Below are 24,233 nucleotides of genomic sequence, written 5' to 3' on the forward strand. Positions count from 1 at the left end.
AGATCAGATTTTCGGGGCCAGGCCGTCGGACAGGCTCAGGCGGTACGCCCGCAAGCCCGGCAGCAGGCTGGCCACGAGGCCGGCCAGCACGGTCCAGAGCAGCAATTGTAATTCGCCCGGTCCCGGCCATGAGGGCTGCAGCAGGATGCCGAAGTGGTCCGCCAGCAGCGGCCCCAGCGCCCATACCAGCGCGCTCAGCAGCACCAGCCCGGCCAGCACGCCGGCCAGCATCACGCCCAGGCCTTCCACGCACAGCAGCAGGAACACATCCAGCGGGCGCGCCCCGACCGAGCGCAGGATCGCCAGCTCGCGCCGCCGCTCGCCCAGGCTGGCCAGGATCGCCGCCACCAGGCCGGCCAGTCCCACCACCATCACCATGCCGGAGACCACCAGCAAGGCGTTTTCGCCAATGCCCACGACATCCCACAACTGGTCCAGCGCCACGCCCGGGAGGACTGCCATCAAGGGCTCCCTGAAGCCATCGCCATCGGCGATGTCACGCTGCAGGGCGAACACCCGGGCGCGGCTCTTCAGGCCCACCAGCACGGCGGTGATGCTGGTGGGGGTGAGGTCGAATTTCTTGACGAATTCGGCCGGGATGTGCAGCCCCGGCATGGGCGCGCCGCCTTCCCAGTCGAGGTGGATGGCCTGCATGCCGTCCAGCCCGATATGCACCGTGCGGTCCACCGGCGTGCCGGTGTGCGCCAGGATGCCGACCACCTTGAAAGGCTTGTCCGCATGCTGGGTCAGGCTGCGGCCGCCGACACTGCCCATGCCGTGCGAGAGGATGATCACATCGCCCAACTGGTAGTGAAGCTTCTCGGCGACCTCTGCGCCCAGCACGGCATCGAAGACGCCGCTGAAAGGCTGGCCCTGGGCCAGCTTCAGGGGCAAGCCGCTGCCGTAGCGGAAATGCCTGAAGTAGTCGCCATTGGTGGCCAGCACCGGGAAGCCACGGTGCGAGTCCCCCAGCGAGATCGGAATGGTCCAGGCCACGGCCGGATTGCGCGCCAGCGTGAGCGCGCTGTCCCAGCCCATGTTGTTGGTGGCCCCGCCGATGCGGAAGATGGCATACAGCATCAACTGGATGGGGCTGGTGCGGGCACCCACCACCAGGTCGGTGCCGGAAACCGATTGCGAGAACCCGGCCCGCACTTCGTGGCGCACCCGTTCGATGCCCAGCAGCATGGTGGTGGACAGGGCGATGGCCAAGAGCATCAGGCCCAGCGTGAACCGACGGTTCCAGGCGCTGTGGGCGGCCAGGCGCAGCAGCAGCTTCATGCGGCCTCCTCGGGACGGGCGGCGTGATTGATCTGTTCCAGCGCGATGCGCCGGTCGAAGCGCTCGGCCAGGCGCTGGTCGTGGCTGACGAACACCAGTGCCGCACCGCTCTGCGCGCATTCGCGCTGCAGCAGGTCGAGGAAGGCTTGCTGGCGGTCGCTGTCCAGGGCCGAGGTGGGTTCATCGGCGACGATGACCTCGGGCCGTCCGATCAGCGAGCGCGCTGCCGCCACCCGCTGCTGCTGGCCGATGGAGAGCTGGGTCACCGGGCGCTTCCAGAGCGCCGGCGCCAGGTCCAGGGCTGCCAGCAGCGCCTGTGCCACCGTGGCCAGGTCGGCCCCCTGCTGGCGAGCACGCTCCTTGCGGTAGGCCGAGAACTGGCAGGGCAACAGCACGTTGTCGATGATGGAGAGATACGGCAGCAGGTTGAACTGCTGGAAGATGAAACCGATGTGGTCCACCCGGAAACGGTCGCGGCGCGCCGCCGAGAGCGTGTGCAGGGGCTGTCCCAGCACATCGATCTGCCCGGCCTGGGGCACGATGATGCCGCCGATGGCGGCCAATAGGGTGCTCTTGCCGCTGCCGCTGGGACCGCTGACGAAGACATGCTCGCCCGCCGCCACCTGCAGCGATTCCAGCGCCAGGGCAGGGTGATCCTGGCCGGGCCAGGTGAAGCGGAGCGCCCGTATGGCGATGGCGGCGGCCGGGGAAGGGGGAGCGGAAAAATTCATGACCAACCGGAAGGACAGGAAAGGCGACCCGCGCGGGACGGATCGCCAAGGATAGCCGCTGCGGCTGTCAGGGGCCTGACGGCGCCGGGCGGCCCGGATCTCTGCAGTGGACTCAGTTCAGCGGACTCAGTTCAGCGGGATCAATGCAGTGCCCGGCACCAGTTGCGCGGCCCCCTGCTTCTTGGGGGTGGCCAGCTGCACGTCGATGCGCTGGAAACCGGGGAAGGCGGCAAACAGGCCGCTGGCGTCCACCGTGGTCAGCGCGCCGGGGGTGGCGCAGACCAGGGTGAAATCGGCATCCAGGTCGGCATGGCCGTCAGCAGGGGCGGTCGGCGCGCTGGCGGGGGTCTTTTCTCCCAGCAGGGCTGGCGGCAGCACGGCCGATTCCAGCTGGATTTCGGCCGGCTTGCACTGGGCCGCGGCATCGGTGACGAACAGGCGGCCGACGTCGCGCAGGGTCTTGGCGGCGGCGCGTATGGTGTCCTTGTCGCGTGCGCTGTTGGCAGCGTGTTCGAAGCCGACCACGTTGATCAGCGGGGTATCCAGGTGCAGGGTCAGGGTGTTGCCCTCCAGCGCCAGGTCCAGCTTGCCCACGCCATGCACGTGCGCCGGATGGTTGCCATGATGGTCGTGCGCATCGTCGGCCGCCAGCGCAGGCAGGCTGGCCAGGGACAGGAGGAGCAAGGGCAGCAGGGGACGGGAACGGAACATGGGTGGCTTTCGTGTACGTATCTTGGGTGGATGGGATGACGGTAGACCGTCTATGGCTCTCGGAGCACAGCATTGGAGCACCGCAGCTAGCCCGCATTGTGACCCGGCCGGGACCGAAAATTCAGGCTTGTTACATTCTGCAACAGGGTTGCATTATAATGCTTCCTTTCCCTGTTTCTGCAACTCGGTTGCGCAAGGGGCTTCCGCAGGCGCGGCCGCTGGCCGCCGCTGCGATCTGCCCGGGTACCCTTCATTCTTCTCAGGTCTCTGCCGTGTCGGTTTTCTCTCGTTTTCTCTTGAAGCAAGGCGTGCTCGCCAGCCCGTGGTGGCAGCGCGTGCTCGCAGTCCTGCCGGTGCTGCTGCTGTTGTGGCTGGGCGTGCACTGGGCGCTGGGGGAGGGCTGACATGGATGCCGCCATCTCGCTGGACAACCTGACCGTCAGCTATCGCCGCCATCCGGCCTTGCACCACGTCAACGGCAGTTTCGCACGTGGTTCGCTGACCGCCATCGTCGGTCCCAATGGCGCCGGCAAGAGCACCTTGCTCAAGAGCATGCTGGGCCTGGTGCCCTGCAACGACGGCCGGGTCCATACCCATGTCGATGCGCGCCGCATCGCCTACCTGCCGCAGCAGGCCGAGATCGACCGCAGCTTCCCCATCAATGTGCTGGATTGCGTGCTGCTGGGTTACTGGCAGGCCAAGGGCAACTGGGGCGGTATCGATGCCGCCATGCGCGCCCGCGCCATCCAGGCACTGGCCGCGGTCGGGCTGGACGGTTTTGCCGGGCGGGCGGTGTCGAGCCTGTCGGTGGGGCAGTTCCAGCGCGTGCTGTTTGCCCGCATCCTGCTGCAGGATGCCGAGGTGATCCTGCTGGACGAACCCTTCAATGCCATCGATGCCCGTACCACCGGCGACCTGTTGCGCATCATCTCGGCCTGGCATGCGGAACGTCGTACCGTGATCGCGGTGCTGCACGACCACGACCAGGTGCGTCGTGCCTTCCCGCAGACCCTGCTGCTGGCGCGCAATGTGGTGGCCTGGGGGGATACGGCCGAGGTGATGTGCGAAGATAACCTGCAACGTGCCCGTGCCATGGCCGAAGCGGTCGATGAGCATGCCGGCGTGTGTGCAGTCAGCGAGGCCGAGGTGCTGGCGTTGTCCGGCGCATTGCGGCCGGCGCATGAACATGCCCATTCCCATCCGCACGGGCAGGCGCAGCATCCGCATCCCGCCGTCGCCAAGGGAGGCCTGCAATGAGCGTGCTGACGACCGTCCAGCAACTGGCGATTGCGCCGTTCCAGGAATTTTCCTTCATGCGCCGTGCGCTGGTGGCCGCTTTCGCGCTGGCCCTGGGCAGCGCCCCGCTGGGCGTGCTGCTGACCCTGCGCCGCATGAGCCTGTTCGGCGAGGCCCTGAGCCATGCCGTGTTGCCGGGGGTGGCGGTGGGTTTCATCTTCTTCGGCCTGTCGCTGCCGGCCCTGTCGATCGGCGGGTTTGCTGCCGGCGTGCTGGTGGTGGCGGTGGCCGGCTGGATCAGCCGGCACACCGAGCTCAAGGAAGATGCCAGCCTGGCCGCCATCTATGTGGTGGCACTGGCGCTGGGCGTGATCCTGATCTCGCGCCACGGCACCCAGCTCGATCTGCTGCACATCCTCTTCGGCAATGTGCTGGGCGTGGACAGTGAAGGCCTGGTCCTCATCGCCGGCGTGGCCAGCGCCAGCGTGCTGGGCATTGCAGCCCTGTATCGCGGCCTGCTGCTGGAGAGTTTCGATCCCTCGTACATGGCCGTGGGCAGCCGCAGTGGCGGGGCGATCTACCAGCAGGTGTTCCTGATGCTGGTGGTGATGAACCTGGTGGCGTCGTTCCAGACCCTGGGGACCCTGATGGCCGTGGGGCTGATGATGCTGCCGGCGGTGTCGGCCCGGCTGTGGCACGACACGCTGCCGGCACAGCTGTGCAACAGCGTGTTGCAGGCGGCGCTGGCGGGGTATGCCGGGCTGCTCATTTCCTACTACGCCTCGGTGCCGTCCGGGCCGGTCATCATCGTCTGCGCCGGCGTGCTGTATGCCGCCTCGTTGCTGTTTGCACCCCGTGGCTGGCTGCCGCGCCTGCTGCGCCGGCCCCACCTGCAGGCTTGAATACCTTCGTTTTTCCTTCCCCGGAGCTACCATGAAACTGTTTCGCCCCCTCTCTGCGCTGCTGGCCGTGCTGGCCCTGGCGCTAACCCTGCCGGCCGTTGCCGCCGAGCGCATTCCGGTGCTGGCCAGCTTCAGCATCCTGGGCGACATCGTCGCCAACGTCGGCGGGGATCGCATCAGCGTTTCCACCCTGGTGGGACCGGATGAAGACGCCCACGTCTTCCAGCCGGCGCCGGACGACATCAAGGCGGTCGCGCGTGCCCGACTGATCGTGGTCAACGGCCTGGGTTTCGAAGGCTGGATGGAGCGCCTGGCGCAATCGGCCAACTATCGCGGCCCCATCGTGGTGGCCTCGGCCGGGATCAAGGCCCGCGAACGCGTGGGGGAGGACGAGGACGAGCATGATCACGGCGGCGCGCATGCGCACCATGGCAAGGACGATCCGCACGCCTGGCAGGACCCGCAGAACGTGATCGTCTATACCCGCAACATCGTCGCCGCGCTGGCCAAGCTGGACCCGGCCGGCGCCGAGGTCTATCGCAAGAACGGCGAGGCCTACGTCGCCAAGCTGCAGGACCTGGATGCCTGGGCGGCCCGCCAGTTCGGCCAGATTCCCGACGCCAAGCGCAAGGTGATCACCTCGCACGATGCCTTCGAATACTTCGGCGCCCGCTACAAGGTGCGCTTCCTGGCGGCCCAGGGTGTCTCCACCGATAGCGAGCCCAGCGCCCGCGATGTCGCCGCCCTGATCCGCCAGATCCGCAGCGAAAAGATCAAGGCCCTGTTCTTCGAGAACATGAGCAATCCCAAGCTGCTGCAGCAGATCGCCCGCGAATCCGGCACCGCCCCGGGCGGCAAGCTCTACGCCGATGCGCTCTCGCCGGCCGCCGGCCCGGCACCGGACTATCTGACGCTCATGCGCTACAACATCACGCAGTTGCTGGAAAAGATTCGTCTGAACTGAGGTCTGAAGCGGGTGCCGGACACCGTCTCCCTCGCGAAAGGGCAGGCGGCGTCCAAATCGCGTATGCTGATGGCCCGCGCCGCCAGGCTGGCGGCATGTCCATCAACAACATCAGGAGAATCCCCGCATGAGCACCGTTACCGTCGTCGCCATCATCACTGCCAAGCCCGGCAAGCGTGAAGACCTGCTGGCCCTGGCCCGCGCCAACCTGGCCGCCGTGCGCGCCGAAGCCGGCTGCATCGAATACGGTCTGGTGGTGGATGTCGACGGTTTTGGCCCGAACCAGGCGCCGATGGGGCCGGATACCTTCGCCTTCGTCGAGAAGTGGAAGGACGAGGATGCCCTGCGCCTGCACTTCACCCTGCCGCACATGCTGGATTACCGCGACAAGTCCAAGGACCTGATCGCCGACCGCAAGGTGCACGTGCTCAAGTCGGCCGACTGAAGCGATCCTGCCCCGGTGCCGCCTCAGTGCTCGCCGGGGAAGTCCGCCGGCCAGGTGCGCTGGGCATCGAAGGCGGACGCCTGTCCCATCTGCTTCAACCACATGATGAAGGTCTTGAGCGCCGGGTTGGTCTCGGCGCTGCTGCGATACATCATGTGGAAGCCCTCTCCATGCAGCACCACCTCCGGGAACAGCTGGATCAGCCGGCCGTGGGCGAGGTCGTCGTCCACCAGCGCCAAGGTCCCCATGGCCACGCCCAGGTCGGTGGCCGCGGCCTGCAAGCTCAGGAAGAAGTGTTCATAGACGGTGCCCGGCATCTTGCGCCGCACCGCTACTCCGGCCTTGCCCAGCCACTGCGACCAGGCCGCCGAGCGGCTGGAGAGGTGGATCAGCGGCACCTCCACCAGGTCCCGTGGCACCGTGATCTTGTGCGTCTCCAGAAAGTGCGGCGAGGCCAGCGGCACCGATACGTCATCCAGGAAACGCACACATTCATAGCCGCTGCGTTCCAGCGGACTGCGCCAGAGGATCACGTCGAACGGATCCTTCACATCCTCGAAATACTCCGACATGGTCGTGGTCACCCTTACCTCGATGCGCGGGTTGTCGATCTGGAACTGCGACAGGCGCGGGATCAGCCAGCGCATGGCCACCGAGGGCGCGGCGATCAGCCGCACCACGCGGCTCTTGCCGGCCAGTGACAGTTGCTCTGCCGCAAGTGCGATGCGGTCCAGACTGGCCTTGACCTCGGCATAGAAGGCCAGGGCCGCTTCTGTGGGCTCCACGCCACGCGACTGGCGTAAAAACAACGGTTGTTCGAAATACTCTTCCAGTGACTTGATCTGCTGGCTGACCGCGCTATGGGTGATGAAAAGTTCATGTGCCGCCAGCGTCAGACTCCGCGTCCGGACTGCCGCTTCGAACACTTTGAGGGCTTTCAACGGGGGCAGGGAAGACGACATGATGTAAGAAAAACTTATAGTGGTGTCGGAAAATGTTGCTTTGCAAACGCCAGGGGCGACCTTATTCTTCAATCACCCAAACGTTAAACAGAAGGAAGTTGCAATGAACTCCGTGAGTATATTGGCAAAAGATGCCGGTTTTTCTAACAATTTGCGCTCGCTGGTCGAGCTGGTGAAGTTTGCCGTCCAGCAAGTCATCGCCGCCCACGCCCTCAAGCCTGTGCGCAACGATGCTGCCGAGATGCAGGATGCCGCCTATTTCGACGGCGTGACCGATCACTTCGAAATGGAAGTCCGTCTGCGTCAACTGGATCACAGCCACCTGCACGCCGTGTGGAAGCTGCAATCGCAGATCTGATACCGACTTCGACTATCGACGGTAGGTCGGCCGCATTCCGGCGCGACGCGCAAGTTGAAATACCGGTAGATGTCAGCAGTACCTGCAGCACCAGGCCCGATGCGCCTGAAGAAAAAAGAAGAGACCGGTTCCGTATGGTCGGAACCGAAGGCGGCACCAGCCGCAGCCCAGTAGCATCGCACCCCCAGCAGCATCGCAGCCGCGATGCAGGCAGCCCAGCGCCGCAGAACCTTTCCCCGCCATTAGCGGGGATTTGTCGTTTACGGCACCCGGATTGACGTCTGCCTTTTACGGGCGCTTCTCCAGCAGCCGCATGGCACCGAACAGCTGCTGCATGCCGCTGTGTTCGATGAAGCTGAGGTTATAGGGATGCTCGGCCACGGCACGCGGGAAGGACTGCACCAGCGGCAGGCTGTCCAGCTGTTCGGCGATCTTGCCCCACAGGACGAGGGTGGGCAAGGGCGTCGCCTGTTGTGCACCGTGCTCGGCCAGGGCGCGCAGCACGGTATCGAAGAAGGGCTTCCAGGCCCGGGCGTCCTTGACCGGCGCCACGTGGGCGCGGAAGACCAGGCTGGCATTGAGCAGCAGGAAGCCGTGCGCAGTCAGGTTGTCCTGCAGGTCGGCCAGGGTCTGGATGGTGCCGGCAGTATCGGCCTGGGCCTGGGCGGCAATGCCGGCGAGGGCGTCGCCACTGGTCTGGCCGGCCGGCACGCGGCCATCGGCCACCAGCAGCATCTTCATGAAATTGCGCAGCGAGGTGGCGCGATTGACCTGCTTGGACAAGCCCTTGTCCGACCACAGCGACCCCACCGCCCCATCCATGAAGCACACCCCGGTGGCGCTGGCCGCGCGCGGGTAGGGGCCTTCGCCCACCAGCACGTAGCGCACCTGGTCCATAGGCTGGCGGAAGGCGGCGAAGAGCCGGCCTTCGGTGGGCAGGTAGTCATCCTGGGCGAGTGCCCCCAGGTAGGCCGGATCGGCCTGCTGGATCGCCTCCAGCCCGGCGCGCAAGGCCGGGTACCAGGAAGGGTGGGCGCTGCGGATCAGGTCCAGCAGCGCGGTGGGCAGGGCGGGAAAGGGCGTGGCGGCGGGAGTGGCGGTAGACATGGGCGTGAAAGGCAGACGGCCGTAGCGATAAAGTGGCGGCATTGTATACCGCCTGATCGCCAGGCCGACCTTCCCATGGCGCCTACCCTGGCGCCTGCGTTCAAGCGACGGCCGTATCGCTGCCGGGCGCGCCGAAGAGTTGCTGCTTCAGCACGTGCAACTGGTCGCGGGCGGCGGCCGCCTTTTCGAACTCCAGATTCTTGGCGTGTTCCTGCATCTGCTTTTCCAGGCGCTTGATCTCCTTGCTGATCTGCTTCTCGCTCATGGACTCGTAGTTCTTCTTCTCTTCGGCCACCATCAGCTCGCTGCGCGCCTGGGCCGGGTTGAAGACGCCGTCGATCAGTTCGCGGATTTCCTTCTTGATGCCGGTGGGGACGATGCCGTTGGCTTCGTTGAAAGCCATCTGCTTGGCGCGGCGGCGCTCGGTCTCGCCGATGGCCTTGTGCATGGAGTCGGTCACCACATCGCCATAGAGGATGGCCATGCCGTTGAGGTTACGCGCCGCGCGCCCGATGGTCTGGATCAGGCTGCGTTCGGAACGCAGGAAGCCTTCCTTGTCCGCATCCAGGATCGCCACCAGCGAGACTTCGGGAATGTCCAGGCCTTCGCGCAGCAGGTTGATGCCGACCACCACATCGAAGGTGCCCAGGCGCAGGTCGCGGATGATCTCCACGCGCTCCACGGTGTCAATGTCGCTGTGCAGGTAGCGCACCTTGATACCGTTGTCGGAGAGGAATTCAGTCAGCTGCTCGGCCATGCGCTTGGTCAGTGTGGTCACCAGGACCCGTTCGTCGCGGGCGACGCGGTCGTTGATTTCCTGCATGAGGTCATCCACCTGGGTGGTGGCGGGACGCACGGAAATGATCGGGTCCACCAGGCCGGTGGGACGTACCACCTGTTCCACCACCTGGTCGGAATGGGTGTTTTCGTAGTCGGCCGGGGTGGCCGAGACGAAGATGGTCTGGCGCATCTTCTTCTCGAACTCGTCGAACTTCAGCGGCCGGTTGTCCAGCGCCGAGGGCAGGCGGAAGCCGTAGTCCACCAGGTTCACCTTGCGCGCACGGTCACCGTTGTACATGCCGTTCAACTGACCGATCAGGACGTGCGATTCATCCAGGAACATCACCGCATCCGGCGGCAGGTAGTCCACCAGGGTGGGCGGCGGATCGCCCGGCTTGGCGCCGGAGAGATGGCGCGAGTAGTTCTCGATACCCTTGGTGAAACCGATCTCGGTCATCATCTCGATGTCGAAGCGGGTGCGCTGTTCCAGCCGCTGTTCTTCGATGAGCTTGTTTTCCTTGCGGAAGAATTCCAGGCGCTCGGCCAGTTCCTGCTTGATGGTCTCGATGGCGCGCAGCACCGTGGAGCGCGGCGTGACGTAGTGCGAGCCGGGGTAGATGGTGAAGCGTGGAATCTTCTGGCGCACGCGGCCGGTCAGCGGGTCGAACAGTTGCAGGCTGTCGATCTCGTCGTCGAAGGTCTCGATGCGCACCGCCAGTTCAGCGTGCTCGGCGGGGAACACGTCGATGGTGTCGCCGCGTACGCGGAAGGTGCCACGGCCGAAGTCCACTTCGTTGCGGGTGTACTGCATCTGGATCAGGCGGGCGATGACGTCGCGCTGCGAAACCTTGTCCTTGGCGCGCAGGGTCAGGATCATCTGGTGATATTCATTGGGATTACCGATACCGTAGATGGCCGAGACGGTGGCCACGATCACCACGTCGCGCCGTTCCATCAGCGACTTGGTGCAGGACAGGCGCATCTGCTCGATGTGTTCGTTGATCGAGGAATCCTTCTCGATGAACAGGTCGCGCTGGGGGACGTAGGCTTCGGGCTGGTAGTAGTCGTAGTAGCTGACGAAGTATTCCACCGCATTGTGCGGAAAGAATTCGCGGAACTCGCTGTAGAGCTGTGCCGCCAGCGTCTTGTTGGGCGCGAACACGATGGCCGGGCGCCCCAGGCGGGCGATGGTATTGGCCATGGTGTAGGTCTTGCCCGAGCCGGTCACCCCCAGCAGGGTCTGGTAGAACAGACCGTCGTGGACGCCTTCGACCAGCTTGTCGATGGCCGCCGGCTGGTCGCCGGCCGGCGGGAAGACCTGGTAGAGCTTGAAGGGCGAGTCGGGGAAGGTGATGAACTTGCTCTCGTCCAGCTCGGTGCTAATGGGGGTCAGTTCTGCCATGGTGTCGCTCGCCTCTGTCGCTCGTTTGCTCGGTGAGCCGCCGCAGTGCGCAGGATGGCAACAATGCCCGGATTCGGGGCATTGCGCGCAGGCAATGTGGTGGCGTGAATATTCATCAAATGCTGCCGGGATGTGGAAGTTCAAGACGCAAACGGCATGCCGGGATCAGCGCGACCGGACGCAAAGTGGCGTCAGGCGGCAGCTCATCGGTGCCAGACCGCGACACTGCGCGGCGCGGGTTATGTCGGCTCTGCATGGGCTCATGCAGATTCGGCAGGCAATTCACCCCGGCTGTATCTGTGATTGGGCATCCACTTTTGTTAGAATGCAGTGTTGCAAAAAGGTGCATGTCCGGCCGCTTGGACCTGCATCCATTTCCTTCTGCTGCGCTTTGTTGCAGCTAACTTTTCATGTTATCACGATGAACGCACCTGTCTCCGCCTCCCTGTTTTCCGCCATCGAAATGGCGCCGCGCGACCCTATCCTGGGCGTGACCGAAGCCTATAACGCCGACCAGAACCCGGCCAAGACCAATCTGGGCGTGGGTGTCTACTACGACGACAACGGCAAGGTCCCCCTGCTGGAATGCGTGAAGAAAGCCGAGGCGGAACTGGCGGCCAAGCTGGCCCCGCGTACCTACCTGCCCATCGACGGCCTGGCCACCTACGACCGCGCCGTGCAGGAGCTGGTCTTCGGCGCCGGCAGCGCCGTGGTGACCGAAAAGCGTGCGATCACCGTGCAGGCCCTGGGCGGCACCGGTGCCCTGAAGCTGGGCGCCGACTTCCTGAAGCACTTCTCGCCGGCCGGCACCGAAGTCTGGATCAGCGACCCGAGCTGGGAAAACCACCGCGCCCTGTTCGAGATGGCCGGCTTCAAGGTCAACGCCTATCCCTACTATGACCCGTCCACCCGCGGCGTGAACTTCGCCGGCATGCTGGACGCCTTGAAGACCATGAAGGCTGGTTCGGTCGTGCTGCTGCACGCCTGCTGCCACAACCCCACCGGCGCTGATCTGACCGACGACCAGTGGACCCAGGTCATCGAAGTGGTGACCTCGCGCGGCCTGGTCCCGTTCCTGGACATGGCCTACCAGGGCTTTGGCGACGGTATCGCCGAAGACGGTCAGGTGGTGCGCCGCTTCGCCGAAGCCGGCGGCCCGCTGTTCGTGTCGAACTCCTTCTCCAAGTCCTTCTCGCTGTATGGCGAACGCGTGGGCGCACTGTCCATCGCCGCCGCCAGCGCCGAGGAAGCTGCCCGCGTGCTGTCGCAACTGAAGCGCGTGGTCCGCACCAACTACTCCAACCCGCCGATCCACGGTGGCCAGGTGGTCGCCACCGCCCTGGCATCACCCGAACTGCGCAAGCTGTGGGAAGACGAACTGGCCGAGATGCGCGTGCGCATCCGCGAAATGCGTCAGCTGCTGGTCGCCAAGCTGAAGGAAAAGGCGCCCAGCCACGACTTCGACTTCGTCACCCGCCAACGCGGCATGTTCTCCTACTCCGGCCTGACCAAGGCCCAGGTGGAACGCCTGCGCAACGAGTTCTCGATCTACGCCGTCGACACCGGCCGCATCTGCGTGGCCGCGTTGAACAGCAAGAACATCGACGCCGTCGTCAACGCCATCGCCAAGGTGCTGTAATGCGTTTTCCCGCCTTGTCTGCGGATGGGGCGGGAGCGGCATTTCTCCTATGAAGAAATGGCAATTTCCCTGAAAAAAGTTTTGACATGAAGTAAAAATCGGGTCATAATCTTTTTCTCAGCTGTTCCCTGATAGCTCAGTCGGTAGAGCGACGGACTGTTAATCCGCAGGTCCCTGGTTCGAGTCCAGGTCGGGGAGCCAAAGAATGCGAAGGCCTCGCAAGCAATTGCGGGGCCTTTTCAATGTGTGTGAGGCCTGTGATGCAGGTCGTGCGCAAGGGCGGCAGGGCTATGCCGCCACGATGCAGAACGGTGTAAAAAATTTTCGTTTTCCTCTCTGGTCATTCGGAAAAAAATCGTTCATAATCGCGCCCTCAATTGATCCCTGATAGCTCAGTCGGTAGAGCGACGGACTGTTAATCCGCAGGTCCCTGGTTCGAGTCCAGGTCGGGGAGCCAGAATACGAAAGCCTCGCAAGTTTCTTGCGGGGCTTTTTTGTTTTTGGTGCCGCGTCGGCATGGGGCAAAGTCTGTCTGGTGCCATGCGGAATGCGCTGGAAACCAGCGCACTCGAGCCAATTTCTGGCGCATCATCTTACCGCCTGCTGTGCTTGAGCTACCGTGCGTTGAGCCCCCTCAAACGCTGCTAGAATCGGCATCCCCTCCGAACAGCCAGGACATTCCCATGAGCGAACCCATTCGTCTGACCCAGTACAGCCATGGTGCCGGTTGCGGCTGCAAGATTTCACCGCAGGTGCTGGAAGTGATCCTCGCCGGTAGTGGCGCCCAGCATCTGGACCCCAAGCTGTGGGTGGGCAACGCCTCCCGCGACGACGCTGCCGTCTATGCCATCGACGAAGAGCGTGGCGTGGTCTCGACCACCGATTTCTTCATGCCCATCGTCGACGATCCCTTCGACTTCGGACGCATCGCCGCCACCAATGCCATCAGCGACATCTACGCCATGGGCGGCGACCCGCTGATGGCCATCGCCATCCTCGGCTGGCCGGTCAATGTGCTGCCGCCTGAGGTGGCGCGTGAAGTGGTGCGCGGCGGCCGCGCGGCCTGCGATGCGGCCGGCATCCCGCTGGCCGGTGGCCATTCCATCGATGCGCCGGAGCCCATCTTCGGCCTGGCCGTGACGGGCGTGGTCGACAAGCGCAACATGAAGCGCAACGACACCGCCACCGCCGGCTGCCTGCTCTATCTCACCAAACCACTGGGCATCGGCATCCTTACCACCGCCGAGAAAAAGGGCAAGCTGCGTGCCGAAGACGTGGGCAGCGCGCGTGACTGGATGTGCAAGCTCAACCAGCCCGGCAGCCGCTTTGGCAAGCTGGCCGGGGTGACCGCCATGACCGATGTGACCGGCTTCGGCCTGCTGGGTCACCTGGTCGAGATGTGCGACGGCAGTGGCCTGACGGCGCGCATCGAATCGGGTCGCGTACCCAGCCTGCCGGGCGTGCCGTATTACCTCGCTGAAGGCTGCGTGCCGGGTGGTACCTTGCGCAATTTCGAGAGCTATGGCGCCAGGATCAGCCCGCTGAGCGATAGCCAGAAGCACCTGCTGTGCGACCCGCAAACCAGCGGCGGCTTGCTGGTGGCGGTGCGCCCCGAGGCCAATCCCGAATTCCTCGCCACGGCGGCTGCGCTGGGCCTGGAGCTGGCCCCCATCGGCGAACTGGTGGAACGACAGCGATACGCCGTCGAGGTCCTCTGATGGCCGATATCCAGCCCAGTCAGGCGCTGTTTCTGGCCGATACGCCCATGCTGGATGCGCGGGCGCCGGTGGAATTCGGCAAGGGGGCGTTTCCGACGGCAGTGAACCTGCCACTGATGAACGATAGCGAGCGCCATCAGGTCGGCCTGCGCTACAAGGAACAGGGGCAGCAATCGGCCATCGAACTGGGGCAGCAGCTGGTCAGCGGGCCGGTCAAGGAAGCGCGCATTGCCGCCTGGGCGCGATTTGCGCAGGCGCATCCTGACGGCTGCCTGTACTGTTTTCGTGGTGGTCTGCGCTCGCAGATCACCCAGCAATGGTTGAAAAGTGAAGCCGGCATCGCCTATCCCCGCGTGGCTGGCGGCTACAAGGCGCTGCGGCATTTCCTGATGCAGTCCATCGAAGAGGCGCTGGCGCAGTGCCAGTTCGTGGTGGTGGGCGGCATGACCGGCAGCGGCAAGACCGACGTGCTGCTGCAGCTGGACAATGCGCTGGATCTGGAAGCCTATGCCAACCACCGTGGCTCCAGCTTTGGCAAGCGCGCTTCGGCGCAGCCGGCACCCATCGATTTCGAGCACCGGCTGGCGATTGCCATGATCAAGCTGCGTGCGCAGGGCCATCACTGGTTCGCGCTGGAAGACGAGAGCCGCCTGATCGGTGCCTGCGCCTTGCCACTGGCGCTGCACCAGCGCATGCAGAGTCTGCCCATGGTGTGGCTGGAAGACAGCCGGGCAGGGCGCGTGGAGCGCATCCTGCGCGATTATGTCAGTGGCTTGAGCGAGGAGTATCTGGCGCTGGACCCGCGCCACGGTTTCGAACGCTATCGGGCCCATTTGCTGGCCGCGCTGGGCAAGCTGGTCAAGCGCCTGGGCGACCAGCGCTACCGGCAATTGCTGCAGCTGATGGAAACCGCCCTGGCGCGCCAGGAGAAAGATGGCGTGGTCGACCTGCACCGGGCCTGGATCGAGTCCCTGCTGACGGACTACTACGATCCGGTCTATGCCTTCCAGCGCGAAGCCAAACGTTCGCGCCTGCTGTTCGCAGGCAAGCAGGCCGAGGTGGTCGACTTCCTGCGCCAGCATCGGCCGCAGCCCATGTCGATGGCGCAAGCCCCGGCCTGAGCAGGCCCTAGAGCAGGGCCACGGCGGCCAGACCGCTGGCCGCACCGATCAGGATTGTCATGACGGTCACCGTCACCAGCACGCGCGGCGTGAAGGAGCTGCGCAGCATCAGCAGCGAGGGCAGGCTGATGCTGGGCAGTGTCATCAGCAGCGCCACAGCCGGACCGACGCCCATGCCCAGGGACAGCATGGATTGCACGATGGGGATTTCGGCTGCCGTCGGGATCACGAACAGCGTGCCCACCACGGCCAGCGCCACGATCCACAGCAGGCTGTTGCCCATGCTGGCATCCACCTGCGGGAACAGCCACACACGGGCCGCGCCCAGGGCCAGGACCACCACGATGTAGATCGGGATCGTGCTCCAGAACAATTGCCAGAGTTGACGACCCCAGCGAAGCAGGAAGAGACGGGCGCTGTCTGCCTGTTCGCCTTGATCTGCCTGGGCTACGGCATCCAGTGCGGCTTGCGGCAGAGCTGCTGGCTGCGCCTGGGCCCGCGAGACGCGCTGCGCCACCAGCGCCACGCCCACCACCAGCAAGATACCCGCCACCAGCCGCAGCGCAGCCATCTGCCAGCCCAGCACGAAGCCCATGAATACCAGCGTGGCCGGATTGAGTACCGGATTGGCCATCCAGAAGGCCAGCGCCGCCCCGACCGATACCTGCTGGCGGCGCATGCCGGCCACCACGGGCGCGGCGCAGCAACTGCACATCATGCCGGGCAGTGCAAACAGGCCGCCACGCAGCGTGGAGCCCAGACCGGCGCGGCCGAACACGCGCAACAGCCAGTCGCGCGGAACCAGGACCTGTACCAGCGACCCCAGCAATACGCCCAGTACGGCGGCCTTCCAGATCGCTGCGAAGTAGACGCCGGCATATTCCAGCGCCGCCGACCACGGCGCCGTCGGTGCGTTGGACAGGATGGACGCGCCGATGCTGTGTTTGTCGGCGGCCACAAAAGACTTCAGGTAATACGGGGACCATTTGACGTAATACAAGCCGATGGCTGCCACCAGCACGAACAGCAGGGGTTTGAGCCAAGGGACTGCCGGGCGCGATGGTGGCAGGGAGGGAGTGGTATTCATGGTTGAAGCATGGGAATGGACGAATGCGCGCATGATACGCGTGCCGGCGCGCTACGTCAGGTGCGGCCAGCATGTCGTACAACTTCATCTGGTGCGAAGGCGCTTCTAACCCGTTTGCATGGTCCACACGAGCGGCTGCCGGGGCGTGTGGATGTGTCGGGAAATGGCCGCGCGGCCCGCGCCGATGGCGGGATTCAGGCCTCTGCCCGGGGGCAGTCGGCGGCCCGGCCCGGAAAAGCATTCATCGCTTGCGGTTGGCTTTCTTCCTGTTATACTGCGCGTGCTGTTGTATGACGTCTTATAACAATTCAATCGATACCCATCAACAACAATACGTCATAGGATGTCTGCGCCCACCGGGCCGGTCCTGCAAGGCGAGTCGAGACCTGGAGAAAGCAATTGGCGCAAAGCAATGACACCGGCCTGGCCGGCGGGGCGGGCAAGCCCACCCATATCCGTTACCTGATCCTGTTCCTGCTGTTCGTGGTGACCACGGTCAATTATGCCGACCGCGCCACCCTGTCCATCGCCGGCTCGGCGATGAAGACCGAGTTGTCGCTGGACCCGGTGATGATGGGCTACATCTTCTCGGCCTTCAGCTGGGCCTATGTGCTGGCGCAATTGCCGGGCGGCTGGCTGCTGGACCGTTTCGGTTCCAAGAAGATCTACATGTGGAGTATCGGTCTGTGGTCGGTCTTCACTTTCCTGCAAGCGGGTGTGACCTGGATGAGCACCGGGGCGGCCGTGATGTCGCTGTTCCTGCTGCGCTTCATGGTGGGTCTGGCGGAGGCGCCGTCCTTCCCGGCCAACGGCCGTATCGTGGCGGCCTGGTTCCCGACCAAGGAACGCGGCACGGCGTCGGCCATCTTCAACTCGGCGCAGTATTTCGCGGCCGTGCTGTTCACGCCGCTGATGGCCTGGATCGTCCATACCTATAGCTGGCACCATGTGTTCACGGTGATGGGCGTGGTCGGCATCGCGCTGGCGCTGATCTGGGGCAAGATCATCTACAGCCCCAAGGACCATCCGCGCATCAACCAGGCCGAGCTGCAGCACATCGAGTCCGGCGGTGGCCTGGTGGACATGGACAACCGCAAGGTGGCTGCACCCTCCACCAAGGGCAAGGGTTATATCCGCCAGCTGCTGTCCAACCGCATGCTGCTGGGCGTGTATATCGGCCAGTACTGCATCAACGTGATCACCTATTTCTTCCTGACCTGGTTCCCGGTGTATCTGGTGCAGGAGCGCGGCATGTCCATCCTCAAGGCCGGTTTCGTGGCCTCGATCCCGGCGGTGTGCGGCTTCATCGGCGGCGTGGTCGGCGGGCTGATCTCGGACCGCCTGATCAAGAGCGGCATGTCGGTGACCTGGTCACGCAAGATCCCCATCGTGGGCGGCATGCTGCTGTCCATGACCATGATCCTGTGCAACTATGTCGAGGCACAGTGGATGGTGGTGGGCATCATGGCGCTGGCCTTCTTCGGCAAGGGCGTGGGCGCACTGGGCTGGGCCGTGGTGGCCGATACCGCACCCAAGCAGATCGTGGGTTTGTCGGGTGGATTGTTCAACATGTTCGGTAACGTGGCCGGCATTACCACTCCGATCGTCATCGGCTACATCGTCAAGGAAACCGGTTCCTTCTCGGGCGCGCTGGTGTTCGTGGGTGTCAATGCACTGATCACGGTGATCAGCTATCTTGTCATCGTCAAGGAAATCAAGCGCGTCGAACTGAAGGACGCCTGAGGACCTTGCCGGCGGCCGTCGTCCTGACGCGCCGCCGTTTCATTTGATTCGCAGCATTCTGTCGTATGGGACTTAGCATGAGCAACGATATCGCCGCCAGCCAGGCAACCACCCCGCGCTACATCATGATGAACGACACCGACAATGTCGCCATCGTCGTCAACGACGGCGGCCTGCCGGCCGGCACCGTCTTCCCGGATGGTCTGACCCTGGTCGACCGCGTTCCCCAGGGCCACAAGATCGCCTTGCGCGACCTCAAGCAGGGCGAGGCCATCACGCGCTATGACGTGGCCATCGGCTATGCGGTGCGCGATATTCCCAAGGGCAGCTGGATCGAGGAATCGCTGGTGCAGATGCCGCCGGCCCGCGAACTGGACAACCTGCCCATCGCCACCAAGAAGCCGGCGCCGCAGCCGCCGCTGGAAGGCTATACCTTCGAGGGATATCGCAATGCCGATGGTTCGGTCGGTACCCGCAACCTGCTGGCCATCACCACCACCGTGCAATGCGTGGCGGGAGTGGTGGAGCACGCGGTCAAGCGCATCCGCGCCGAACTGTTGCCCAAGTATCCCAATGTGGAAGATGTGGTGGCGCTGGAGCATACCTATGGCTGCGGCGTGGCCATCGATGCGCCCAATGCCGGCATCCCCATCCGCACGCTGCGCAACATCAGCCTGAACCCCAACTTCGGCGGCCAGGCCATGGTGGTCAGCCTGGGTTGCGAAAAGCTTCAGCCCAATCGCCTGCTGCCTGAAAACATGATCCCCATCCACAAGGCCGGCGAGCCCTATGTGGTCTGCCTGCAGGATGCGGAGCACGTGGGCTTCAACTCCATGATCGACTCCATCATGAAGATGGCCGAGGCGCGCCTGACCGAGCTCGACAAGCGCCGTCGCGAGACCTGCCCGGCTTCCGACCTGGTGGTGGGCGTGCAGTGCGGTGGCAGCGATGCCTTCTCCGGCGTGACTGCCAACCCCGCCGTGGGCTTCGCCACCGACCTGCTGGTGCGGGCCGGGGCGGCGGTGATGTTCTCGGAGGTGACCGAGGTCCGTGACGGCATCGACCAGTTGACCTCGCGCGCAGTCAACGAGGACGTGGCGCAGGCCATGATCCGCGAGATGGACTGGTACGACAATTACCTCAAGCAGGGCGGCGTGGACCGCAGCGCCAATACCACCCCCGGCAACAAGAAGGGCGGTCTGGCCAATATCGTCGAGAAGGCCATGGGCTCCATCGTCAAGTCCGGCTCCAGCCCGATCTCGGGCGTGCTTGCGCCGGGCGACAAGCTGCAGCAGAAGGGCTTGATCTATGCCGCCACGCCGGCCTCGGACTTCATCTGCGGCACGCTGCAGCTGGCCGCCGGCATGAACCTGCATATCTTCACCACCGGCCGTGGCACCCCCTATGGCCTGGCAGCGGTGCCGGTGATCAAGGTCGCCACCCGCAACGACCTGGCGCGGCGCTGGCACGACCTGATGGACGTCAATGCCGGTCGCATCGCCAGCGGCGAGGCCAGCATCGAGGACGTGGGCTGGGAACTGTTCCAGCTGATGCTGGACGTGGCCAGCGGCAAGAAGCGCACCTGGGCCGAGCAGTGGAAACTGCATAACGCGCTGACCCTGTTCAATCCGGCGCCAGTGACCTGATCCTTCCTTGGGGCCCGCTTGCGGGTCCATTTTTTTTTTGCTTCAGTTTTTCGAACAACAATATGAATCGACAGGAGACACCATGAGCCACGACAACGCCCGCAACCCTTCCGCCACCCCGTCCCGCCTTGCCACCTTGATCGCCACCTCCGTCCTCAGCCTGGCCGCTGTCCAGGCCGGCGCCGCCACGGTGGCCTATGTCTCCAATGCCGACAGCCAGGACATCTACGTGCTGCGCCTCAATGGCGACGGCAGCGTGAACCTGATCGACCGGGTCGACACCGGCAGTACCGTCATGCCGCTGGCCATCAGCCCCGATCACAAATACCTGTATGCCTCGCTGCGCGGCCAGCCTTACTCGGTGCTCAGCTACGCCATCGACCCCGCCAGCGGCATGCTCAAGGTGCTTTCCAAGACGCCGCTGGCCGACAACATGGCCAACATCGCCACCGACCGCACCGGGCGCTACCTGCTGGCGGCGTCTTACTCCGGCAACAAGATCTCGGTCAATGCCATCGGTGCCGATGGCGTGGTGCAGACCCCGCCGCTGGCCGTGATCCCCACCGGCAAGAACGCCCACTCGGTACAGGTGGACCCCGACAATACGCACGTCTTCGCCAGCAACCTGGGCAGCGATGTGATCCTGCAATACCGCTTCGACGCCGCCACCGGCAAGCTCACTGCCAACACGCCGCCCGCAGTCAGTACCCAGGCCGGGGCGGGGCCGCGTCATTTCGTGTTTTCACGGGACCAGCGTTTCGTCTACTCGACCAATGAGCTTGATGCCACCGTCAGTACCTACGCCTATGACCGTCAGAACGGCACGCTCAGCCTGCTGGGCAGCGACTCGCTCCTGCCGGAGGGCTTCAAGACCAGCGAGCAACTGGCCGCGGCCGATCTGCACCTGACCCCGGACGGCCGTTTCCTTTACGCTTCCGAGCGCACCTCCAATACCCTGACCGGCTTCAAGGTCGATCCCGCCAGCGGCAAGCTCACCCGCATCCTCAACATACCCACCGAAACCCAGCCGCGCGGCTTCAACATCGACCCGCGTGGCCGCTACCTGCTGGCGGTCGGGCAGAAGGCCGGCCTGACCAGCTACGCCATCGACCGCGATACTGGCGCCCTCACGCCGGTCTTGCGCTATACCCTGGGCCGCAACCCCAACTGGGTCGAGATCATCGACCTGCCCTGATCCTTCTACATACAGCCCCGGGCCACCCGGCCCAGCGTCTGATGGGCGACCGGCCTTGTCATGATGTTCATATGACAAGGCCAATTTCTGTCTCTTTTGCACGCAGCTTGATCCAGGACAGGCGGCGCCTCGCGTTGCCATTGCACAATGCCGCCTGACAGCCTGCTGACCGCTCTAACCGGGAAATAGGGTGGTTTTGGTCTGGTTGCCGTCCGATTGCAGAGGGGGCGGCTGCTGTATCGTCAAGTGCTAGTCTCATTTCTAATGTTGTCCAAAAATTAAGCGGAGAGAGGGAATGCGGAATCTTACGGTTCGCTTCAGCCTGATGAGCGCGCTTGCGCTGTTTTCTTGCATGATCGTGGTCGGTGCTGCGGTCGGTATCTTTGCCCTGGGCCGGGCCAATCATGCGACCGAGTATGTGCACGAGATCACCGAGCGCGCCTTGTTGATCAATGATGCCTACAAGGACACCACGCGCACCCGCGCAGCGCAGTCCCGCATCTATTCGACCTTGATGGAAAAGGGCGACCAGGCCGTGATCGACGCGGCCTTCAAGAGCGCCCAGACCACCTACGAACGTAGTCTCAAATACCTGGACGACTACGCCAAACTCCCCGATCTGGAGGGCCAGGATCCTGCCACCAAGACCGAATTGATCGAATCGGCCAAGGCCTTGAACGAGATCCTGAAGAAGGCCACCGAGGTGCTCAGGAGTGGTGATGCCGCTGCCTATTCGCAGCTGAACAACAACTTCATCAGCAAGGGTGGCGCGCGCTTCTCGACCGCGCTGGACGTCTACCAGAAGCGTGCCATGGAGCTTAACGACAAGGCCACCACCGAACGCCAGCGTGAATACAACCTGGTGGTGTGGCTGGTCGTGGCCGGTCTCATCGGTGCCATGTTCCTGGTCATCGGCGTGCACTTCATGCTGCGCAACATCGTGCTCACGCCCCTCAATCGCGCCGTGCACCTGCTGGACCTGGTGGCCAATGGCGACCTGACCACCAAGGTCGACGTCGAGAGCAAGAACGAGATCGGTCGCCTGTTCGCGGCCATCCGCAGCATGCAGCAGGCGCTGCTGACGACGGTGTCCAGCGTGCGCAGCAGTTCCGACAGCATCGACACCAATGCCAAGGAAATCGCGGCCGGCAACATGGACCTGTCCTCGCGCACCGAGCAGCAGGCCAGCTCGCTGGAAGAGACCGCCGCCTCGATGGAGGAATTGACCGGCACCGTCAAGCAGAACGCCGAGAATGCCCTGCAGGCCAACCAGCTGGCGCATTCGGCTTCTTCCACCGCCAGCAAGGGGGGCGAGGTGGTATCGCAGGTGGTGGATACGATGCAGGCCATCAACGAATCCTCGCGCAAGATCGTGGACATCATCAGCGTGATCGACGGCATTGCCTTCCAGACCAACATCCTGGCGCTCAACGCAGCGGTGGAAGCGGCCCGTGCCGGTGAACAGGGACGCGGCTTTGCCGTGGTGGCGTCGGAAGTGCGTTCCCTGGCTCAGCGCTCGGCCGCTGCTGCCAAGGAAATCAAGTCCCTCATCGACGATTCGGTGGACAAGGTCGAGGCTGGCAGCCAACTGGTCGAGCAGGCCGGGGCCACCATGAGCGAGGTGGTCACCAGCGTGCAGCGCGTCACCGACATCGTGGGCGAGATCGCCGAAGCCAGTCGCGAGCAGAGCACCGGGATCGAGCAGGTCAACCGGGCCATCACCCAGATGGACGAGGTGACCCAGCAGAACGCGGCGCTGGTGGAAGAAGCCGCGGCCGCCGCCCAGTCCTTGCAGGCGCAGGCCACCAACCTGGTGGCTGCAGTCAGCATCTTCAAGATCGATGCGCACCAGGTCGCCAGTGCGTCGGTCAAGGCGCGCCCCATGCCCAAGGCAGCACCGGCACCCCAGGCTGCGCCTGCGATGGCGTCGGTCAGCGCGCCGGTTGCGCCCAAGGCCGCTCCTGCTGCCGCGCCCAAGCTGCCCCCGGCCAAACCAGCCAAGCCGGCCGGCGCATCGGCGAGCTCATCGGCCAGCGCCCGGGGCAAGGACGACGCCCAGGATTGGGAAGAGTTCTGAACCCGTCATCAGGATGCCGGCCTGGCCGGACCTGAGTGGAAAGAAACCTCCGTCGCACTGGCGTCGGAGGTTTTTTTTCGTGCACGCACCCCGTCAGCGGGGCGGTCAAGCAAAAGGGCCGCAGATTTCTGCGGCCCTTGGTCTTTCTGATTCTCATGCGAGCCCAAGCGGGCTCATTACATCCTTACTGCGGACCCAGCTTCTTGATCAGCGCAGCCAGCTCTTCATGCTCCTGCGGGGTGCAATCGGTCAGCGGGGTACGCACCGGACCGGCATCGTGACCCACGATCTTGGCACCGGCCTTGACGATGGAGACGGCGTAACCAGCCTTGCGGTTGCGGATTTCCAGGTAGGGCAGGAAGAAGTCGTCGATCAGCTTGCCCACGGTGGCGTGGTCGTCCTTGGCGATGGCTTCGTAGAACTGCACGGCCGTCTTGGGGATGAAGTTGAACACTGCCGAGGAGTAGACCGGCACGCCCAGTGCCTTGTAGGCAGCGGCGTACACTTCGGCCGTCGGCAGGCCACCCAGGTAGGTGAAGCGGTCGCCCAGCTTGCGGCGGATGTGCACCATCGGCTCGATCTCGCCGATACCGTCCTTGAAACCGATCAGGTTCGGGCAGCGGTCGGCCAGCTTTTGCAGGGTCTCGGCGTTGAGCTTGCAGACGGCGCGGTTGTAGATGATCACGCCGAAATTGACCGATTTGCAGACCGCTTCCACGTGGGCGGCGATACCGTCCTGGCTGGCTTCGGTCAGGTAGTGCGGCATCAGCAGGATGCCGTGTGCACCCAGGCGTTCGGCTTCCTGGGCATAGGCGATGGCTGCGCGGGTGGAGCCGCCGGCACCGGCGATGATGGGCACCTTGCCACGGCAGGTATCCACGGCGGTGCGGATGATGTCCGAATACTCGCCCGGCACCAGAGAGAAGAATTCACCCGTGCCGCCAGCGGCGAACAGGGCGCTGGCGCCGTACGGAGCCAGCCATTCCAGGCGCTCGATATAGGTCTTGGGGCGGAAATCGCCCTGCTCGTCGAAGTCGGTCAGCGGGAAGGACAGCAGGCCGGAAGAGAGGATCTGTTTGAGGTCTTGGGGTGTGTACTGGGACATGTTTTCGCTCGACGCCGTTGGAA

General features: G+C 64.3%; 21 protein-coding genes and 2 tRNA genes. 15 read left to right on the top strand and 8 right to left on the bottom strand.

The annotated features are described in order from the left end of the window. Positions 1 to 3 precede the first annotated feature (3 nt). From ACEOAC_RS09245 to ACEOAC_RS09255, 3 genes are all read right to left on the bottom strand, one after another. Positions 4 to 1,281, bottom strand: coding sequence for an ABC transporter permease (locus tag ACEOAC_RS09245; protein ID WP_413628804.1), 1,278 nt, complete (start codon positions 1,279 to 1,281; stop codon positions 4 to 6). Beyond that, positions 1,278 to 2,012: an ABC transporter ATP-binding protein gene (locus tag ACEOAC_RS09250; protein WP_413628805.1), complete on the bottom strand. Its 735-nt coding sequence runs from the start codon at positions 2,010 to 2,012 to the stop codon at positions 1,278 to 1,280. The genes ACEOAC_RS09245 and ACEOAC_RS09250 overlap by 4 nt, the downstream gene beginning before the upstream one ends. Before the next feature lie 126 nt (positions 2,013 to 2,138). Beyond that, positions 2,139 to 2,723, bottom strand: coding sequence for a DUF2796 domain-containing protein (locus tag ACEOAC_RS09255; protein WP_413444640.1), 585 nt, complete (start codon positions 2,721 to 2,723; stop codon positions 2,139 to 2,141). A gap of 272 nt (positions 2,724 to 2,995) precedes the next feature. Here ACEOAC_RS09255 and ACEOAC_RS09260 point away from each other — a divergent pair, with 272 nt between their 5' ends. The 5 genes from ACEOAC_RS09260 (at position 2,996) to ACEOAC_RS09280 (ending at position 6,270) form a co-directional block, all read left to right on the top strand. Beyond that, positions 2,996 to 3,127 (top strand): hypothetical protein, encoded by a 132-nt coding sequence (locus ACEOAC_RS09260; protein WP_256385243.1) that lies wholly within the window; start codon positions 2,996 to 2,998, stop codon positions 3,125 to 3,127. 1 nt (position 3,128) lies between these two features. Further along, a complete protein-coding gene (locus ACEOAC_RS09265; RefSeq protein WP_241813352.1) occupies positions 3,129 to 3,980 on the top strand; it encodes a metal ABC transporter ATP-binding protein in 852 nt (283 codons plus the stop codon). Further along, the gene (locus ACEOAC_RS09270) at positions 3,977 to 4,861 is read left to right on the top strand and encodes a metal ABC transporter permease (RefSeq protein ID WP_077236430.1); all 885 of its coding nucleotides are present in this window, start codon (positions 3,977 to 3,979) and stop codon (positions 4,859 to 4,861) included. Before ACEOAC_RS09265 ends, ACEOAC_RS09270 begins: the two co-directional genes overlap by 4 nt. Positions 4,862 to 4,892: 31 nt before the next feature. Beyond that, positions 4,893 to 5,825 carry a metal ABC transporter substrate-binding protein gene (locus tag ACEOAC_RS09275; RefSeq protein WP_077236431.1) on the top strand — a complete coding sequence of 311 codons (933 nt, stop codon included), beginning with the start codon at positions 4,893 to 4,895 and terminating at the stop codon, positions 5,823 to 5,825. A gap of 127 nt (positions 5,826 to 5,952) precedes the next feature. Then, a complete protein-coding gene (locus ACEOAC_RS09280) occupies positions 5,953 to 6,270 on the top strand; it encodes a putative quinol monooxygenase (RefSeq protein WP_006712853.1) in 318 nt (105 codons plus the stop codon). Between the two features lie 23 nt (positions 6,271 to 6,293). Here ACEOAC_RS09280 and ACEOAC_RS09285 read toward each other — a convergent pair whose 3' ends face one another. Further along, positions 6,294 to 7,232, bottom strand: coding sequence for a LysR substrate-binding domain-containing protein (locus ACEOAC_RS09285; RefSeq protein WP_077236433.1), 939 nt, complete (start codon positions 7,230 to 7,232; stop codon positions 6,294 to 6,296). Positions 7,233 to 7,335: 103 nt separating this feature from the next. Between ACEOAC_RS09285 and ACEOAC_RS09290 the strand changes: the two genes are divergently transcribed. Further along, complete coding sequence (locus tag ACEOAC_RS09290) at positions 7,336 to 7,590, top strand: hypothetical protein (protein WP_077236434.1); 255 nt, start codon at positions 7,336 to 7,338, stop codon at positions 7,588 to 7,590. Positions 7,591 to 7,878: 288 nt separating this feature from the next. Here ACEOAC_RS09290 and ACEOAC_RS09295 read toward each other — a convergent pair whose 3' ends face one another. Then, entirely contained in the window at positions 7,879 to 8,697 is an 819-nt protein-coding gene (locus ACEOAC_RS09295) for a uracil-DNA glycosylase (protein ID WP_413444642.1), read from the bottom strand. Between the two features lie 100 nt (positions 8,698 to 8,797). After that, a complete protein-coding gene (gene uvrB, locus ACEOAC_RS09300; RefSeq protein WP_102663550.1) occupies positions 8,798 to 10,879 on the bottom strand; it encodes an excinuclease ABC subunit UvrB in 2,082 nt (693 codons plus the stop codon). Positions 10,880 to 11,300: 421 nt separating this feature from the next. On the opposite strand from uvrB, the gene ACEOAC_RS09305 reads away from it, so the two are divergent. The 5 genes from ACEOAC_RS09305 (at position 11,301) to mnmH (ending at position 15,357) form a co-directional block, all read left to right on the top strand. Continuing rightward, positions 11,301 to 12,518 carry an aromatic amino acid transaminase gene (locus ACEOAC_RS09305; protein WP_413444639.1) on the top strand — a complete coding sequence of 406 codons (1,218 nt, stop codon included), beginning with the start codon at positions 11,301 to 11,303 and terminating at the stop codon, positions 12,516 to 12,518. A gap of 125 nt (positions 12,519 to 12,643) precedes the next feature. After that, positions 12,644 to 12,719, top strand: a tRNA-Asn gene (locus ACEOAC_RS09310). 180 nt (positions 12,720 to 12,899) lie between these two features. Next, a tRNA-Asn gene (locus tag ACEOAC_RS09315) sits at positions 12,900 to 12,975 on the top strand. A gap of 226 nt (positions 12,976 to 13,201) precedes the next feature. Next, positions 13,202 to 14,236 (top strand): selenide, water dikinase SelD, encoded by a 1,035-nt coding sequence (selD, locus tag ACEOAC_RS09320; RefSeq protein ID WP_006712847.1) that lies wholly within the window; start codon positions 13,202 to 13,204, stop codon positions 14,234 to 14,236. Further along, positions 14,236 to 15,357 carry a tRNA 2-selenouridine(34) synthase MnmH gene (gene mnmH / locus ACEOAC_RS09325; protein WP_413444893.1) on the top strand — a complete coding sequence of 374 codons (1,122 nt, stop codon included), beginning with the start codon at positions 14,236 to 14,238 and terminating at the stop codon, positions 15,355 to 15,357. The genes selD and mnmH overlap by 1 nt, the downstream gene beginning before the upstream one ends. Before the next feature lie 7 nt (positions 15,358 to 15,364). Here the strand turns inward: mnmH and ACEOAC_RS09330 are convergent, their stop codons facing one another. Beyond that, complete coding sequence (locus ACEOAC_RS09330; RefSeq protein ID WP_413444894.1) at positions 15,365 to 16,444, bottom strand: permease; 1,080 nt, start codon at positions 16,442 to 16,444, stop codon at positions 15,365 to 15,367. A 399-nt stretch (positions 16,445 to 16,843) separates the two neighbouring features. Between ACEOAC_RS09330 and ACEOAC_RS09335 the strand changes: the two genes are divergently transcribed. The 4 genes from ACEOAC_RS09335 to ACEOAC_RS09350 all read left to right on the top strand — a co-directional run bounded on the left by ACEOAC_RS09335 (position 16,844) and on the right by ACEOAC_RS09350 (position 23,105). Then, the gene (locus tag ACEOAC_RS09335; protein WP_102663545.1) at positions 16,844 to 18,187 is read left to right on the top strand and encodes an MFS transporter; all 1,344 of its coding nucleotides are present in this window, start codon (positions 16,844 to 16,846) and stop codon (positions 18,185 to 18,187) included. A 77-nt stretch (positions 18,188 to 18,264) separates the two neighbouring features. Further along, positions 18,265 to 19,833 carry a galactarate dehydratase gene (gene garD / locus ACEOAC_RS09340; protein ID WP_241813346.1) on the top strand — a complete coding sequence of 523 codons (1,569 nt, stop codon included), beginning with the start codon at positions 18,265 to 18,267 and terminating at the stop codon, positions 19,831 to 19,833. Positions 19,834 to 19,915: 82 nt separating this feature from the next. Next, positions 19,916 to 21,028 (top strand): lactonase family protein, encoded by a 1,113-nt coding sequence (locus ACEOAC_RS09345; RefSeq protein WP_413444895.1) that lies wholly within the window; start codon positions 19,916 to 19,918, stop codon positions 21,026 to 21,028. Between the two features lie 295 nt (positions 21,029 to 21,323). Next, positions 21,324 to 23,105, top strand: a complete 1,782-nt coding sequence (locus ACEOAC_RS09350) for a methyl-accepting chemotaxis protein (protein ID WP_234294108.1) — start codon at positions 21,324 to 21,326, stop codon at positions 23,103 to 23,105. A gap of 184 nt (positions 23,106 to 23,289) precedes the next feature. On the opposite strand, the gene kdgD is transcribed toward ACEOAC_RS09350, so the two are convergent. Further along, the gene (gene kdgD / locus ACEOAC_RS09355) at positions 23,290 to 24,210 is read right to left on the bottom strand and encodes a 5-dehydro-4-deoxyglucarate dehydratase (RefSeq protein WP_077236442.1); all 921 of its coding nucleotides are present in this window, start codon (positions 24,208 to 24,210) and stop codon (positions 23,290 to 23,292) included. Positions 24,211 to 24,233 lie beyond the last annotated feature (23 nt).

Source organism: Herbaspirillum frisingense (assembly GCF_047325095.1).
Taxonomy (GTDB): Bacteria; Pseudomonadota; Gammaproteobacteria; order Burkholderiales; family Burkholderiaceae_D; genus Herbaspirillum; species Herbaspirillum frisingense.